The organism is Geobacter psychrophilus, assembly GCF_056821595.1.
Genome location: NZ_JBXDTU010000004.1, coordinates 1,607,155 through 1,622,026 on the forward strand (window position 1 = coordinate 1,607,155; position 14,872 = coordinate 1,622,026).

General features: G+C 53.0%; 13 protein-coding genes and 1 pseudogene. 9 read left to right on the forward strand and 5 right to left on the reverse strand.

Annotation, left to right across the window (positions count from 1 at the left end; translation table 11 throughout):
- Positions 1-165 precede the first annotated feature (165 nt).
- The gene (locus ACOCF6_RS09840; RefSeq protein ID WP_482459040.1) at positions 166-1,254 is read right to left on the reverse strand and encodes an IS5 family transposase; all 1,089 of its coding nucleotides are present in this window, start codon (positions 1,252-1,254) and stop codon (positions 166-168) included.
- Between the two features lie 560 nt (positions 1,255-1,814).
- Here ACOCF6_RS09840 and ACOCF6_RS09845 point away from each other — a divergent pair.
- Both ACOCF6_RS09845 and ACOCF6_RS09850 read left to right on the forward strand, forming a co-directional pair.
- Positions 1,815-2,372, forward strand: coding sequence for a hypothetical protein (locus ACOCF6_RS09845; protein ID WP_482460210.1), 558 nt, complete (start codon positions 1,815-1,817; stop codon positions 2,370-2,372).
- A gap of 271 nt (positions 2,373-2,643) precedes the next feature.
- Positions 2,644-2,838 (forward strand): hypothetical protein, encoded by a 195-nt coding sequence (locus tag ACOCF6_RS09850; RefSeq protein ID WP_482460211.1) that lies wholly within the window; start codon positions 2,644-2,646, stop codon positions 2,836-2,838.
- 65 nt (positions 2,839-2,903) lie between these two features.
- Here the strand turns inward: ACOCF6_RS09850 and ACOCF6_RS09855 are convergent, their stop codons facing one another.
- Together ACOCF6_RS09855 and ACOCF6_RS09860 are read right to left on the reverse strand one after the other, a co-directional pair.
- Positions 2,904-3,173: a Txe/YoeB family addiction module toxin gene (locus tag ACOCF6_RS09855; protein WP_482460212.1), complete on the reverse strand. Its 270-nt coding sequence runs from the start codon at positions 3,171-3,173 to the stop codon at positions 2,904-2,906.
- Positions 3,163-3,441: a type II toxin-antitoxin system Phd/YefM family antitoxin gene (locus tag ACOCF6_RS09860; protein WP_482460213.1), complete on the reverse strand. Its 279-nt coding sequence runs from the start codon at positions 3,439-3,441 to the stop codon at positions 3,163-3,165. Before ACOCF6_RS09860 ends, ACOCF6_RS09855 begins: the two co-directional genes overlap by 11 nt.
- A gap of 148 nt (positions 3,442-3,589) precedes the next feature.
- Here ACOCF6_RS09860 and ACOCF6_RS09865 point away from each other — a divergent pair, with 148 nt between their 5' ends.
- Both ACOCF6_RS09865 and ACOCF6_RS09870 read left to right on the forward strand, forming a co-directional pair.
- Positions 3,590-3,967 (forward strand): VOC family protein, encoded by a 378-nt coding sequence (locus ACOCF6_RS09865; protein ID WP_482460214.1) that lies wholly within the window; start codon positions 3,590-3,592, stop codon positions 3,965-3,967.
- A gap of 170 nt (positions 3,968-4,137) precedes the next feature.
- Positions 4,138-4,914, forward strand: coding sequence for a bestrophin-like domain (locus ACOCF6_RS09870; RefSeq protein WP_482460215.1), 777 nt, complete (start codon positions 4,138-4,140; stop codon positions 4,912-4,914).
- A 145-nt stretch (positions 4,915-5,059) separates the two neighbouring features.
- Here the strand turns inward: ACOCF6_RS09870 and ACOCF6_RS09875 are convergent.
- A pseudogene (locus ACOCF6_RS09875) lies at positions 5,060-5,650 on the reverse strand (type II toxin-antitoxin system HicB family antitoxin).
- A gap of 139 nt (positions 5,651-5,789) precedes the next feature.
- Here ACOCF6_RS09875 and ACOCF6_RS09880 point away from each other — a divergent pair.
- The 3 genes from ACOCF6_RS09880 (at position 5,790) to ACOCF6_RS09890 (ending at position 10,585) form a co-directional block, all read left to right on the forward strand.
- Entirely contained in the window at positions 5,790-7,187 is a 1,398-nt protein-coding gene (locus tag ACOCF6_RS09880; RefSeq protein WP_482460216.1) for a hypothetical protein, read from the forward strand.
- Positions 7,188-7,280: 93 nt separating this feature from the next.
- Positions 7,281-7,805, forward strand: a complete 525-nt coding sequence (tsaA, locus tag ACOCF6_RS09885; RefSeq protein WP_482460217.1) for a tRNA (N6-threonylcarbamoyladenosine(37)-N6)-methyltransferase TrmO — start codon at positions 7,281-7,283, stop codon at positions 7,803-7,805.
- 215 nt (positions 7,806-8,020) lie between these two features.
- Positions 8,021-10,585 (forward strand): glycosyltransferase family 1 protein, encoded by a 2,565-nt coding sequence (locus ACOCF6_RS09890; protein ID WP_482460218.1) that lies wholly within the window; start codon positions 8,021-8,023, stop codon positions 10,583-10,585.
- Between the two features lie 161 nt (positions 10,586-10,746).
- On the opposite strand, the gene ACOCF6_RS09895 is transcribed toward ACOCF6_RS09890, so the two are convergent.
- The gene (locus tag ACOCF6_RS09895) at positions 10,747-12,093 is read right to left on the reverse strand and encodes an IS5 family transposase (RefSeq protein WP_482460219.1); all 1,347 of its coding nucleotides are present in this window, start codon (positions 12,091-12,093) and stop codon (positions 10,747-10,749) included.
- 161 nt (positions 12,094-12,254) lie between these two features.
- Here ACOCF6_RS09895 and fliK point away from each other — a divergent pair, with 161 nt between their 5' ends.
- Positions 12,255-14,453, forward strand: coding sequence for a flagellar hook-length control protein FliK (fliK, locus tag ACOCF6_RS09900; RefSeq protein WP_482460220.1), 2,199 nt, complete (start codon positions 12,255-12,257; stop codon positions 14,451-14,453).
- The gene (locus tag ACOCF6_RS09905; protein WP_482460221.1) at positions 14,440-14,712 is read left to right on the forward strand and encodes an EscU/YscU/HrcU family type III secretion system export apparatus switch protein; all 273 of its coding nucleotides are present in this window, start codon (positions 14,440-14,442) and stop codon (positions 14,710-14,712) included. Before fliK ends, ACOCF6_RS09905 begins: the two co-directional genes overlap by 14 nt.
- Positions 14,713-14,872: the final 160 nt, after the last annotated feature.

Below are 14,872 nucleotides of genomic sequence, written 5' to 3' on the forward strand. Positions count from 1 at the left end.
GGTCTTTGAAAAACTCACCGATTCAAGTGATATATCCTGAACTTGAGTTTTCTCGGAGAGAATCAGCTTCATTTTTTCATTTATTCAACTATGTTATTGCTCTTTGAAGCCATTTTGGCCACTTAATCGGCCCGGATTTCGCCTTTTGGGCGGTTTCCTCCCGCTTTATGTGGCACAGATCCCCAAGTTTCGCATTCGGACCAGGTTGTAAGCCGTTACTGCCAGGGTAAAGTGCCAATCGATCTTCTTGATACCTCGATAGCGAGTCTTGCGGAACAGGCCAACAGTCTTCAGCCAGCCGAAGACCTCCTCAATGCGTTTGCGAAACTTCTGGCTCGCTGCATAGCTGATGTGGCGGGTGGTGCGGCCATCAATTGATGAACGACGTCCCTTCTTAGTGGTGTTTTGCGTAACATGAGGCGTTACGTTCAACTCTCGCATGGCTGCGACGAATCCACGAGTGTCGTAGTTCCTGTCGGCCGCTATGCTGATTCGTCGCTTTCGTGGAGCTACCTTGGCAACCATGGCCTTGGCGGTTTCACGCTCGGCAAAGCCATCAGCGATGGTAACAGCACTCGTCATGACCAGCCCATTCTGGTTCTCAGTCAAAAGATGGGCGGCAAACGACAACCTGGGTTCATGGTTGACACCTTTGCGGTAGAGCCTTGCTTCCGGGTCTGTGCTGGATGCGTGAGTATCGTTGGTCAGTTTCTCACCCTGGTAATCACGAGTCGGGTTCTTGCCGCTTGGGGGCTCATGCTCGTCGTTCTTTGGCTTGAAACTTTTGAGAGAAGCCCATGACTGGATCAGGGTGCCATCAACACTGAAATGATCCTTGGATAGCAGCTTGCCGCGCCTGGCCTGCTCAAGCACTTCCGCAAGGAACTTGGCGGCAATATCGGTCTGAATAAGACGATCCTGGTTCGTAGTGAAGCTGGAATTATCCCAGACCGGCTCATCGAGCCCCATCCCGAGGAACCAGCGGAACAGAAGACTGAAGTGGATCTGCTCAACAAGTTTGACGTTGCTGGGAATTGAGTACAAAACCTGAAGCAGCATGGCTTTAAGCAACCGCTCCGGCGGAATCGAAGGCCGACCGGTATGGGAATACATCTGGCAGAACACCGGTGAAAGATTCTCAAGTGCAGCATCTACCATCTGTCGGATAGGACGAAGTGGATGATCCTTGGGGACAAAGGACTCCGGTGAGAGATAAACGAACAATGCATCAGATGGTAGATCGAAACCGCGCATACTTATTCTCCTGAAATATCAGCAAGATATGCGCGAAATCTTAGCATAAATTGGTGCCAAAATCACCGTAAATACAACGAGTTTTTCAAAGACCTGATATAGGGAATAAGTTCCTTATATACGGAAACCCATGATGTACGAGTTCAACGTAAAAACACAATAAAAACAAACAAATAGAAGCAAAACCCAAAAAACACAAAAATGCACCGAATCCAATTTGTCGGAGGCTACACACAAAGATTAAAGGGCTTGAATAAAAACAAAATTCATGATACGAAGCGGCGAGCCGCGGCTCAACGCGGTTACGCGTTAGAGCAGACGGACACGCCGCTTCGCAGCAATTGTTTATTCCAGCCTTTACTGGCTGATGGTTTTTGGAGTATTTCAGATGCTAATGTTTGTCTTGCGCGGAGCGTGGGAGGCAGGACAATCCAACAAGCGCTCAGACCGTGAACGGGCATAAGGTCGACCGTCAGGTCAAGCGCGAAACCGTTACCGGAGAAAATTTGAACCTTCCATTAATTACATTTCTGTTGATATTAGTGCCAGGATTACTATCAATGTCAGCCTACTGGTTTTATCGTAAAACTTCTATTGGAGATGCACCAGAACTCGTCAAGTCCGAAAACATAGGCAGTTACGTAAAGCGGTTAGTCGGTACAATCATATTTGCAATACCTGCTGGCATCATTTTTATTGGAATTCTGCTATTTTCAAATGGTTATTTAAATCAAGGTGGTTTAGTTGCACCAAGCCAATCTCAACTGCAAGAAATAACCGGAACGATGAGCAAGATAACAATGGGTAAGAGTTGGGGAATAGCTGTAAACAATAAAATCAATGGGGAAAAATATACTAGTGAATTTTCGGTCTGTTATTATCCAACGATAGCAAATGATTTCGGTAAAGAGGTAAAAGCACTTATATTCAAAGAGAGTACATTCAATAAGATATACCAGCTCGAAATTGATGGAATAACGCGAGTGAATTACTACAATAGAGTTGCAAGGGACAAAGATCACCTCAGAAACGGAATAATATTTACTTCTATTGGATTACTTTTACTAATAATTATATCAGCAGGTTATTACAAGACAGGGTGGAGAAAGCAGAGCTGACCACTCAGCGGCAGGCGGTCGGCAAAAGACCGCCGCCACTGTGCCTCATTACCGTTAGCGAGATGAATAAGATGAACGATAAAATCTTTGAAGACTTCGGTATTGAGATTTTCAAACGCTATGATCGTTTTTTGTCCGATACGATGCTGAAGAGCTCGTTGCCAAAATGGTTGAGGTTGAAATCACAGTGAATGAATCTGATACACAAGGAAGATACACCTGACCAAAAGGCCGTCAGGTGATCTCCCACGACGTTGGATAAAGATAACTTATGAAGAAACGAGAACAAAAGTTCGCTAAAATTGATGAGTACTTGGAGCGTTTTCGGAAAACATCATCCGAGATCCTAGTGGACCGCTACAATAACGGCTATACCAAGATCAAGGAGGCTTCGATTGCAATACACAGAGTACTTGCGGAGCGCGGCGAGTTGGGCTTGCTGAATGGAGAAACAAAAAAAGAATGAGTCCGAATGCGAATAAAAATCTTTAGAATTTGTCCTTGAAAGTAAAATGGAACAAAGGGTAGTAATCAATAATGATACCTTGCCTGAAGAAAATCGATCCTGTCATCACGAACAAGATAGACCATTCTGTGTTCTTGTGTGAGGCGTCTAGACCAAGTGCCGGATGAAAGGTATTTGAGCGGCTCTGGCTTGCCGATACCAGTAAAGGGATCGCGCGTAATTGCTTCAATCAAATCAAAAGCCCGTAACGCGACTTTTCGGTCAGTCTCCACCCAGTGACGCAAGTCTTCACGGAATTCTGGTTGAAAAACAGTGTCCCGCTGTTTAGTCTTCAAGGCCAACCTCGGAACGAAGCGATTTTACTGAAGATGCTGTGCCAGCCCCCTTCAGTGCACGTTCCAGCGCGGAAAGCAATCTTTCGGCATTTTTGGGAGAACGCATGAGATGAGAACTTTCTACCAGACTCTGCAATTCTTCAGCAGCAATCATAGCGACATTGCCACCTTTACGACGACGGATGACAACGATTTCCCTGTTGTCGGCGACCTCGTCGCAAAGACCTGCAAAATGTGCCCTGGCATTGGTATAGGTTGTTTGTAGCATATCTGTGCCTCCTTTATACGTACAGCATTACTGTACAGTTTGATCTACTGTCAGTCAAGTCAAATACTAATGACGATTATCCAACCAGCGGCAAGACCCGCCGAGGGCGGGTCAGCCTCACTACCGTTATGCGAAAAAAGGAGACGATATGAACATCAATAGACTTGACCACTTGGTGCTAACGGTGAAAGACATCGAAATCACTGTCCAATTCTATGTTTCGGCTCTTGGAATGGAAAAAGTAGAATTTGGTGCCGGAAGATTGGCACTTAAATTCGGCAATCAGAAAATCAATCTTCATCAGGTAGGTAAAGAGTTTGAACCCAAAGCAGACAAACCAACCTCTGGTTCCGCTGATTTATGCTTCATTACTGAAGTCACACTGGATGAGGCGATGAATCATGTACGGAGCAAAGGGGTTGAAATTATAGAAGGCCCTGTTGCAAGAACTGGCGCTTCAGGACCAATTAATTCATTTTATTTCAGGGATCCAGATATGAATTTGATCGAAGTTTCAACCTATTGATATCGCATAACAAGGCCGTTAGATGAAAGTCACAATGAACAATACAGCATTGTTATTAATCGACTTGCAGCGAGATTTCCTTGAGACTAGTGGTCGGATGCCGATCAGTGCCAGAAATGCTGACATTGTGATTCGCTGCGCCTCGGCGTCGTTAAACTATAGGTAATTATATGGATTATGCGATCATAACAATAGTATCCGCTGTAGGTCTGTTTTTGGCCATGCTGCTCTGTATGGAGTTAGGTCGGCGACTCGGCCTTGCGAGTCTGAAACAGGATCCTGATGCTGCTCAAAAGGGAATTGGTGCGATTGAAGGCGCCGTTTTCGCGATCCTGGGGCTTTTAATCGCATTTACCTTTTCCGGTGCTGCGACGAGGTTCGAAGATCGCCGCCACCTTATCGGTCAGGAGGCCAACGCCATTGGAACGGCCTATCTCCGCATTGCAATATTACCGGAAGAAACACAGCAGGAATTGCGGGAACTATTCCGTCGATATGTCGACATGAGAGTGGATACGTACCGAAATGTTGAGGATAAACCGGAAACCAATGCGCGCCTGGCCAAACAGGCCGTAATACAGAACGAAATCTGGACCAGGTCGGTATCCGCCTGCCGCCACCCGGATGTTCCCGCCTCTGCTGCAATGTTGATGCTGCCGGCATTGAATGAAATGATCGACATAACTACGACGCGAGTTGTGGCAACGCAGAATCATCCTCCCGCCATCATTTTCATCATGCTGGGGGGATTGAGCCTCTTCAGTGGGCTTTTGGCTGGTTACGGGATGTCATGCCGAGGTCGGAGTTGGTTGCATGTGATAACGTATGCCGCTATTATTTCAATAACATTGTTCGTGATAATGGATCTTGAGTATCCGCGCCGCGGTCTGATTCGTATCGATACAGCAGACAGAATATTAATCGAACTCAAGCAAAGCATGAAGTAATCTTTCAACTCCCAACACGACACGCAGAAAGACCTGTGCCCTTTTCGCAGCCATGCACGCGCACCGCTTAAGCTTGGGGAGCAATAAGGGGACTGATTATTGAGGTTACCAAGTAGCAATGCAAGAAAAGTCGGTTCAGACTTGATTACGCTGCTTGTTTGCGGTGAATATATTGTCCTGCGGCTTGGGCCAATAGGCCGGAGCGAGTCATCTGGTGCTGCACGGCGTAACGGTCTATCTCATTCAGAAGATTTTCCGGCATGGTGATATTAACCCGCTTTGCTTTAACTTTAAGCTTGGCAAGATCAATATCTACCAAGAGCCATACCCCTCCTTGATATTCGGGGTTTACGGCCAATTTTTCTAGTGATGTTGGTGCTGGTACGGGTATATCTTCGCCTTCAAAATAGACTTATGCAGCCTCTTGGATCATGCGTGGTAAGTCTTCCCACTCGTCAGCGGCTGAGAAACAGCCGGGAAAGTCGGGAATAGTTACGCCATGGGCGTGTTGATCGTCACCAACATGAATATATGCGGGGTATAACATTTTATCTCCATTCCCAACCAACTTGCCGGTAAATGTTCCGCAAGGTTCCGGTTGCCATGTCTTTCCGTGATGTGGAACCACTACATGACCAGCTTTCGACGGGTGTTTGTACTTCTGGTGGTCACCTTTACCACCGACACAATGCAAACCCTCGTTTTCAAGTCGTTTGATGATCTCTTTACTGGTCATAAATTATTTATGCACACTGATACACACCATATCAAAGTAAAAGAATTAATGGGACAACTTCCACTCCCAGCTGCTAAAACCTGGAATATTGGGGCGCCTCGCACTAAAACCGGGGAGTGCTCCTGGTATAGGATTTTCAATGTCTCTACTTCATAATTCTACAAAAACACGTTTAACTTCCCGGAATACACCGACAGGCAACGGCGGGCCAACACGAAAACTGAGATGGCTCTTCATCATTGCCCTGACAGTCGTAATCCCCCTGGTTACCATCGTTCTGCTGGCCGGCCTTGCCCTGCAAAATGATCCTTTGGTCGTAAGGACATCGGTGCCGACGGTTGAATCTGCCCAACAGGTTAAATTTCTAGCGAAAACCATTCTGAGCGCTCTTGAAGACCAGCGGGAGATCACCGTGATTGCTGCGTCTGAAAGTGACCTGAATGCCGTTATGCTCCTGGGCGGACGCGGTGTCAGGCGTTTTTCAGGACAAGTCTTTGTGACACAGGGCGTTCTGCGTGTGAATATCAGCGTGCGGATGCCACGCAATCCACTGGGGCAATACCTGAACCTGCGCGGAGAGATTCTACCGGATGAACGGGGATTGAACCTGGATGGTGTTAGGATTGGCAAGCTGCCACTGCCCGGCTGGCTGGTCTGGTCTGTGTCGAAAAAGCTTCTCAACGTCGCCATGGGCAATCATGACGGATCTGTGCTGCTGGAGTCGATCAGATCTCTGGATATAACAAGAGGTACCGTTGTCGTGGAAATAGCCTCTCTGGCCAAGAACAAGGAGCGTCTCAAGCGTTTGCAGCAGCTTCTGACAAAGCTGGCACATATCGGCCAGAACGGGAAAAAACCGTGGGACACGGCAGTGATCACACAATACTATACCCGGCTGCTGGAAACTGAACGGCATTTTCAGCCATCTGCCAATCCATCCCTCGCCGATTACCTGGGGCCGCTGTTCCAACTGGCACGCGAGCGTTCGGCTGCGGGAGAACCGGTGACGGAAAACAATTCGGCACTGCTGGCGCTTGCAATCTACCTGGGTAATCCCCAGTTCGACAAACTTGCACATATCAATCTACCGGAAGAGCTGCTGAGCAGATCGGCACACCTTCAGAAAGTGCCGTTGGGAGGCAGGCAGGATCTGCGGCTCCATTTTATCGTTTCTGCCGGGCTCAAGCTGCTCTCCGATTATAGTATCAGCAGCGCGATTGGCGAGTTTAAAGAGTTGCTGGACGCCAACCGGGGAGGCAGCGGTTTCAGCTTTGTCGATCTTGCGGCCGATCGCGCCGGAATCCGTTTTGTCGAAGTTGCCACCGATCCATCCGGTGGGGCGCGGCGCCTTCAGGAACTCCTGGCCGTTCGCTCCGGGGAAGCCCTTTTTTTCCCGATTGTTGCCGATTTGCCGGAGGATATGCCACAAGGGGAGTTTGAGCAGCGTTACAAGGGGCTGGATAGTGCAGCATACCAGGGACTGGTACATGAGATTGATCGCCGCATCGATCAGTGTCCGGTGTATCTGGGGAGATAGCTAAGCAAATGAGTGTATCCGAGAGAATAAAAGGACAGGCACCTAATATGATTACAGAAGCGATGCTCAGAATCGGAACAAAAGTCACCTGACATGACCCAAGACTCCCCTTTTATCTATCGCCCCATTGGCATCCTGCGATCCCCCTATGCCCGACGCATTGATGCACCCCATCAAAGCACGGTGGTGGAAGGCACGGAAACCGGGGAATTTGCGATTGCCACCTTGGAACTCGCTGATTGGCTGGACGAGGAAGTTATTCAAGACCTGCACGGTTTCGATCGGCTGTGGCTGATCTTCGCCTTTCATCTGAGTGAAGGCTGGAAAAGCTGTGTCAAACCGCCTCGGGGTGGACCAAAGCGAGGCGTTTTGGCTACCCGCTCCCCTCATCGCCCCAATTCTATCGGCCTATCGGCTGTGGAATTAGTAAAGATTGAAGGCAGGACGCTACACCTTCGAGGTGTAGACCTCCTGGATGGCACACCGGTTCTGGATATCAAACCCTACGTGCCCTACGCGGATGCCTTTCCCGACGCCAAAGCCGGTTGGATTGACGAACTGGATGCAAAGCTGGGGCGTTATTATGCGCCAGGACCTCGAAAGCCTCGCGTAGGGTGAATCAATACATGCTCAGTCGGAGAGCCGGCCTTTTCCTATTCAGTCACATTTGGCTTATTCCACAAATGGGAGTACAATTTTTATCCGGCGGCTGGGATTATGAATCAGGATAAGGGGAGCGGCAGGCATAAAGCCGCGCCGCCGCTGAGCCACACTACCACAGAAGCAGGAAGATACTACGCCTTCCGCGCATAAAACCATACGAGGTGTTTGCCATGGACTTCACGAAAATGCTGCATAAATTCACCGTCGTTCCGTCGCTGACAAAAGAACTGGCCGCGTTGCAGCGCATCGCCTACAACCTGTGGTGGTGCTGGGAACCGGACGCCATCAACCTGTTCCGGCGCCTGGATACCGACCTGTGGCAATCCACCCGCCATAACCCGGTGGAGATGCTGGGCATCCTCCAGCAGACCACGCTGGAATCCCTCAAATCCGACGAGGGCTTCATGGCCCACCTCAAGATGGTCGATGAAAAGCTTTCCGAGTACCTGGGGGAAAAGACTTGGTTTCAGAAGAATGCCAACGGCAATTCCAAGATGCGGGTAGCCTACTTTTCCATGGAGTTCGGCCTGCACGAATCCCTGCCGATCTATTCCGGCGGCCTGGGCATCCTGGCCGGCGACCATCTCAAGTCGGCCAGCGATCTGGGTCTGCCTCTGGTGGGGGTGGGGCTGCTCTACCGCCAGGGCTATTTCCGCCAGTACCTCAACAACGAAGGGTGGCAGCAGGAGTACTATCCCGAGAACGACTTCTATAACCTGCCGCTGATCCTGGAGCGGGATGAGGCCGGTAATCCTTTGGAGATCGAACTGGAATTCGGCCTCCGGAAATTCCGCGTCCATATCTGGCGCGTCCAGGTCGGCAGGGTTCCGCTGTATCTGCTGGATACCAATCTGGAGTCCAACTCGCCCGAGGACCGCCTGATCACGGCCCAGCTCTATTTCGGCGACAAGGAAATGCGCATGATCCAGGAGATCCTGCTGGGCATCGGCGGGATTCGGGCCCTGCGCGCCCTGGGCATCATCCCCAATGTCTGCCACATGAACGAGGGACATGCCGCCTTCCTGGCACTGGAGCGCATCCGCCTGCTGATGGACAAGCGCGGCGTCAGTTTCTCCGAGGCCCGCGAGATCGTAAGTGCCGGCAACATCTTCACCACGCACACACCGGTGGAGGCGGGCATCGACCACTTTGCGGCCGAGCTGATCGAGAAGTATTTCAACCGCTACTACAAGCAACTGGGCCTGACACGGGACGAATTCATCGGACTGGGCCGGCAGGATGTCCGCAACCAGCTGGAGAACTTCTGCATGGCAGTACTGGCCATCAAGCTGGCCGGCCATGCCAATGGCGTCAGTCAGCTGCACGGCGAAGTCTCCCGTGAAATGTGGAAAAATGTCTGGCCGGAACTGCCGGTGGAACAGCTGCCGCTCAACTCCATCACCAACGGTGTCCACACCCGCACCTGGATGTCCAATCACATGGCCAGCCTGCTGGTGCGCTATCTGGGCACCCGCTGGATGGAGGATCCCACCGATCACAATGTCTGGCGGCGGATCTCCAAGATCCCCGATGCAGAACTGTGGCGCACCCAGCTGAGCTGCCGCGAAAAACTGGTCGATTTTGCCCGCAAGCGCCTGAAGGCCCAGCTGATCAAGGTCGGCGCCACCACCAAGGAGATCGCCACGGCCGAGGAGGTGCTCGACCCCGAGACACTGACGATCGGCTTTGCCCGGCGCTTTGCCACCTACAAGCGCGGCACCCTGCTGCTGCGCGACCTGGACCGGCTGTCCCGCATCCTCAACAACCCCGAAATGCCGGTGCAGATCATCTTTGCCGGCAAGGCCCATCCCCAGGACCAGGAAGGCAAGGAGCTAATCCGCCAGCTGGTGCAGGCCTCCCATCAGGAGCGTTTCCGCCACCGGATCGTCTTCATCGAGGATTATGACATGGAGGTGGCCCGCCACCTGGTCCAGGGTGTGGATGTCTGGCTCAACACCCCGCTGCGGCCGATGGAGGCCAGCGGCACCAGCGGCATGAAGGTGGCCTTCAACGGCGGCCTCAACATGAGCGTCCTGGATGGCTGGTGGTGCGAAGGCTACCAGGGCAACAACGGCTGGGCCATCGGCAAGGGGGAGGTCTACGAGGACGTGGAGTACCAGAACCAGGTCGAGAGCCGCGCCACCTATGACCTGCTGGAGAAGGAGGTTGTGCCGCACTTCTACGACCGGAGCGGCGACAACGTGCCCCGCGCCTGGGTAGCGACCATGAAGGCCTCCATGCAGAGCCTCTGCCCGGTATTCTCCACCGACCGCATGGTTCAGGAGTACGCCGAACTGTCCTACCTCCCCTCCTATCGCCAGTGGAGCCGTTTTGTGGCCGATGACCTGGAGCTGGCAAGAGACCTGGCCCGCTGGAAGTCACGGGTCTTCAAGGCCTGGCCACAGGTCAAAATTGAGCAGGCCGAGGCGCAGGTCTCCGACGCCGTGGCAGTCGGAAGCAGTGTCCCGGTCTTTTCCCGGGTGGCCCTGGGGGAAATCGCTCCCGATGAAGTCTCGGTAGAAGGCTATTTCGGTGTACTCGATTCCAAGGGCAACATCCAGGGAGGCGAGATCGTACAGCTCGAACACAGCGGGAACCTGGGCAACGGCATCCACCAGTTCAGCGGCCAGATGGAATGCCGCTTCTGCGGCCGGCACGGTTTCATGTTGCGGGTCATGCCGCGTCACAACACTCTGGGGAATATCTACGAATCCGGGTATCTCCTCTGGGGGTAATATTCCGGGAAAGACCACTGATCCCAACGACGGCCACAGAGGGCACAGAGTTCTCAGTGAAAAATCAATAACATATTGATATATTCTGACACCAACAACCTGACTCTGAAAAATAAATAATTGTACTAATTAGTCGTCCCTGAAAAAGTCTGAATTTGATTTCAGACGGGTTGTAATTGTTGCCCCAATAGCCGGTTCAGGGTTGTCCAGTCGGTTAGGATGCCCCTGAACCGCTCTTTGAAAAGCCACAAAAGGATAGCTCTGAGGAGCTTCTTGATGTTGAAACCGCATCCGGCCAGGATGGCGTTGATCATATCGCCCTCTTTGCCTTTGAGGAAGTTGCGGTCCAACCGGTTGTCGCTCTTTGTGTGGCCGATGATCGGTTCAATGGCGTTTCTTCGTTTGTACCAGCGCCATTCGCTTGGTTTCATGCTCTTCTTGCTCTTGTTGGCCAGGTGTACAACAAAATCGGTTACTTCTTTGTGTGCTCCCTTGTAGCCCTTGTCACAGTAGGCATGCTCCGGTGTCCAGCCAGTGATGCGGGTTGCCTGTTCCAGCGAACTCTTGAGGGTGTGGCCGTCATAGGGGTTGCCATGAACGGCCTGCATGCCGATGATCCAGTTGTCTCTTGATGAGCTGACAATTGAAACCTTGCAGCCGAACTCGTACTTCTTGTGGGTCTTTCCCTTGGCGATGCACTCGACCTCAGGAGCATGGATGCTGTAGACCTTGTTCGAGTCGTTCCGGGTCTGGCTGTAAATGCGCCTGGCAAGCTTGAGAAGATCAGCAAAACGGCTATCAGGTTCAGGATGTTTACGTTCGATATCACGGATGACCCGACCAAGGTAGTTGCGCAGCTTCTTCTGTTCACGCTTGGCACGCTTGATTTGACGGGCGTGGCCATAGCGACCGTTCATGACCAAGGCCTGCTTGCCGAGCCGCTCAAAGCTCTGGCGCAGTTCAATGCCGTGCTCCTTTGCCAGTCTCACCAGGGCTCTTCTGGCCTTGTGGTAAAGACGGGCATCGGTAGGGTAGGCAATGGCCTTCTCCTGGACGGTGGTATCGACGTTGACCCGCTCAATGTGTTTCTCGCTGACGTGGCCGTTACTCTTGGCTGTTTCGATGGTCCCTTGAAGAAGCTTCTCCATACCGGCAGGGCCAATGCGCTTACGCCAGCGCACCAAAGTGGTCGGGTCAATCGGCATCTGGTGTTGGAAGTACTCACAACCGCAAAAGTATTGCCAGTAAGGGTTTTCAAGGAATCGCTCAACAGCAGATTCGTCCGATTCGTTGTAGGCATGTTTCAGGTAGTGTAGCCCCACCAGCAAACGGATCGGAGCAGCAGGCCGTCCCATGCCGTCTGAGTACAATGGGCCGAACTCGGTTTCAAAGAAAGACCAGTCAATGGAATCAGCCAGACGATACAGTGGATGCGTCCGGTTGAGGATCTGGTCGAGTCGTGAGCGGTACAGGTCACCCTGATCACTCACTTGTGTTTTTGGTCTCATGAAATCACCAGAAAATTGATGTGTAACTCCAATTACTGGCGATTCTATCATACGGTAAACGCATAATAAACAAATAATATCAGTATGTTAAGCTTTTGCAGGGACGACTAATTACTCTGTGTTCTCTGTGGCTGACAGCCGTTTTAAAGGTGTATTTTTTAATGCCCATAAACTCCGACATCCAGCAGCAGGTCTTCGACCTGCTCTCCAAGGCATCCAACCTCTCCTTTGTCAGCAGCGACCAGGAGACCGGTGCACACACCGGCCTCAACCTTTCACCCGGTCAACGGGTAACAGCCGAAGTACTGTCGACGCTGCCCAACAACCGCGTGCAGGTCCAGATCGGCACGGAAAAGCTCAACATGGAGTTGCCGATGAAGGTCCGGCCGGGTCAGAACCTGGAGATGACCTTTGTCTCGGCCGCTCCGCGCTCGACCTTTGCCATTGCCCGCCAGGGGGTTGCCGCCCCGCCGGTCAGCCTGACCGACGCTTCACGATTGCTGGGATTGATGGTAGGGGACGAACAGAGCGTCGATCCCGATCTGCGGACATCACTGCAGAGTGTCAGCGACATGCTGCGACGCTCTTCCGGTGAAGCCGGAGTGCTGGCCAACCTGATGGACGAGGCGCTGACCTACAGCCCTTCAGGACAGTCCGCCAAGAGTGCCGCGGGTACACCACAACAGCAGCTTGCCCGGGCACTCACACCTGATCAGTCCCGCCTGGCCGCCTTCGAGTCAAATGCTTCCCAGATTCTCCAGCATATCGCCCGCTCCTCGCGCTTCATCCTGGCCGAAGCGGTCAACCAGCCGGTCGCACCCCTGCCGCTCATGCCCGGCCAGGAGGTGGAAGGGGCGGTCATCGGTACATTGCCGGGCAACCGGGCCTTTGTTTCTGTGGCCGGCACAACACTGGAGCTGATCATCCCCCGCAATGTCCAGGCCAGCGAAATCCTGCGCCTGACCTTCATTTCCTCGCAACCGAAACCCCTGTTCGCCATCGCCCGCAGCACGCCGGAGGTGGGACCCGGCACACTGAGCGAAGCCGGCCGCTGGCTGAGTGTACTGGAGCACAACCAGGGGGGTGTTTCGAATCAGCAGATGTTCGTGCTGGAACGCCTGAATACAGTGCTGAAGAGTCTGCCCCCCGATTCACCCGCATTCACCGTTATCAAGGATGAGGCTTTCACCTATCAGAATATCCTGCAGAACCGCCCAGCATCAGAGCTGTCAAACCAGGCGGGTGCCGCCGCGATTACAGCCGGGCACAACGTATTGCAGCAGGGTAACGGCATCATCCTCAACGACGATATGGCAAAGCTGCTTCAGGCGCTGATCAAGGGCAACCGCCTGGCGCTCCTGGAGGCCCTCAATCAACAATCCGCGCCGTCCGGCCTGTTGCCCGGACAGCAACTCAAGGGCGAGGTCATGGCGGCACTGGGCGGCGGCCGCTTCATGCTGCAGGTCGCCGGTCAGAACCTGGAATTCAGCATGCCGAAAGGGACATCGCGGGGGGATAAGGTCAACCTGTTCTTTATCTCGAATGATCCCCAACCGACCTTCCTGCTGGCACGTTTCGGCCGTGGAGGAGACGCCCGCGTGAGCGATACCGGCCGCTGGCTGAGCGGTTTCCTGGGGGCCACAAGCGAACAGCTGCCGGCCCAGGCCACCCTGGGCATCCTGCGCACGCTTCTGTCCGAACCACCAATTGACTCGACCCAGGTGGGACGGATGCTGCAGCAGGGCCTGCGGGAAAGCGGCCTGTTCTACGAGTCCCACCTGGCCCGCTGGTTCGGCGGCGAATTTCCGCTGGCAGATCTGCTGCGGGAACCGCAGGGAAAACTTTCCCGCCTCAATCAGCAGGCCACAGCTCCGCTTCCGACAGGGCCGCTGGCTGAGGACCTGGCCCGGGCCACGCTGAAAACCGGGTCGCTGGAGGTGATGGAGGCGATGCTGAAGAGGGCCGGCACCACCAATCCCCAGGACAGCCTTGTCGACCAGCGCTCCCTGTCGGTAGTGCAAGAACAGTTGACGGCCCTGCAGAACGGCCAGGTACTCTTTCGGGGTGATCTATTTCCGGGTCAGCGAATGGAATGGTCGGTGGGTGAGCGGGAGGCCCATCGCAATAAGGAAGGCGGCCAGGAGCGCAGCTGGGACACGTCACTGCAGATTACCCTGCCGAAACTGGGGGCCATCAGCGCCCGGCTGAAGGTTGACGGCAACCGGGTCAGCGTTGACATCCGCACGGGTGAGAATGCCTCGGCCATTGTGTTGGCCGCCGGACGGCCGAGGCTGGCAGAACAACTGGAGGCTGCCGGCTTGACGCCGGGAGAGATCGGAATACAGCATGACACGCCATAAGGATGACGAGCGCAAGGCCGCGGCGCTCTCCTACAAACAGGGCTACTATGCCCCGGTGGTCGTGGCCCGCGGCAAGGGTGTCATGGCCGAAGCGATCATCGCCTGTGCCCATGAAGCCGGGATCTACGTCCACGAATCACCCGAACTGGTCAACCTGTTGATGCAGGTGGATACGGACCAGCACATCCCGCCCGAACTGTACCGGGCCGTGGCAGAGATCCTGGTCTGGCTGTATGCCATGGAACATGATTATGTATAAAGTGTCAGACCCATTTAACCTAACAAAAGCATTTACCGCAGAGTACACGGAGGAACGCGGAGGACATTCAATAGCTTAAAATTCTAGTGCGTTACACCATTTTGAAGAAAGAGACTGTTATATAAACTATTTGTTTTCTCTGCGTCCTCTTCGGTTCAAC

Coding starts and splice junctions, on each gene's coding strand:
- ACOCF6_RS09865 (WP_482460214.1), top strand. CDS start 3,590: ATGAACATCAATAGACTTGACCACTTGGTGCTAACGGTGAAAGACATC.
- ACOCF6_RS09850 (WP_482460211.1), top strand. CDS start 2,644: ATGAAGAAACGAGAACAAAAGTTCGCTAAAATTGATGAGTACTTGGAG.
- ACOCF6_RS09870 (WP_482460215.1), top strand. CDS start 4,138: ATGGATTATGCGATCATAACAATAGTATCCGCTGTAGGTCTGTTTTTG.
- tsaA (WP_482460217.1), top strand. CDS start 7,281: ATGACCCAAGACTCCCCTTTTATCTATCGCCCCATTGGCATCCTGCGA.
- ACOCF6_RS09895 (WP_482460219.1), bottom strand. CDS start 12,093: ATGAGACCAAAAACACAAGTGAGTGATCAGGGTGACCTGTACCGCTCA.
- ACOCF6_RS09880 (WP_482460216.1), top strand. CDS start 5,790: ATGTCTCTACTTCATAATTCTACAAAAACACGTTTAACTTCCCGGAAT.
- ACOCF6_RS09860 (WP_482460213.1), bottom strand. CDS start 3,441: ATGCTACAAACAACCTATACCAATGCCAGGGCACATTTTGCAGGTCTT.
- ACOCF6_RS09845 (WP_482460210.1), top strand. CDS start 1,815: ATGTCAGCCTACTGGTTTTATCGTAAAACTTCTATTGGAGATGCACCA.
- ACOCF6_RS09840 (WP_482459040.1), bottom strand. CDS start 1,254: ATGCGCGGTTTCGATCTACCATCTGATGCATTGTTCGTTTATCTCTCA.
- fliK (WP_482460220.1), top strand. CDS start 12,255: ATGCCCATAAACTCCGACATCCAGCAGCAGGTCTTCGACCTGCTCTCC.
- ACOCF6_RS09905 (WP_482460221.1), top strand. CDS start 14,440: ATGACACGCCATAAGGATGACGAGCGCAAGGCCGCGGCGCTCTCCTAC.
- ACOCF6_RS09890 (WP_482460218.1), top strand. CDS start 8,021: ATGGACTTCACGAAAATGCTGCATAAATTCACCGTCGTTCCGTCGCTG.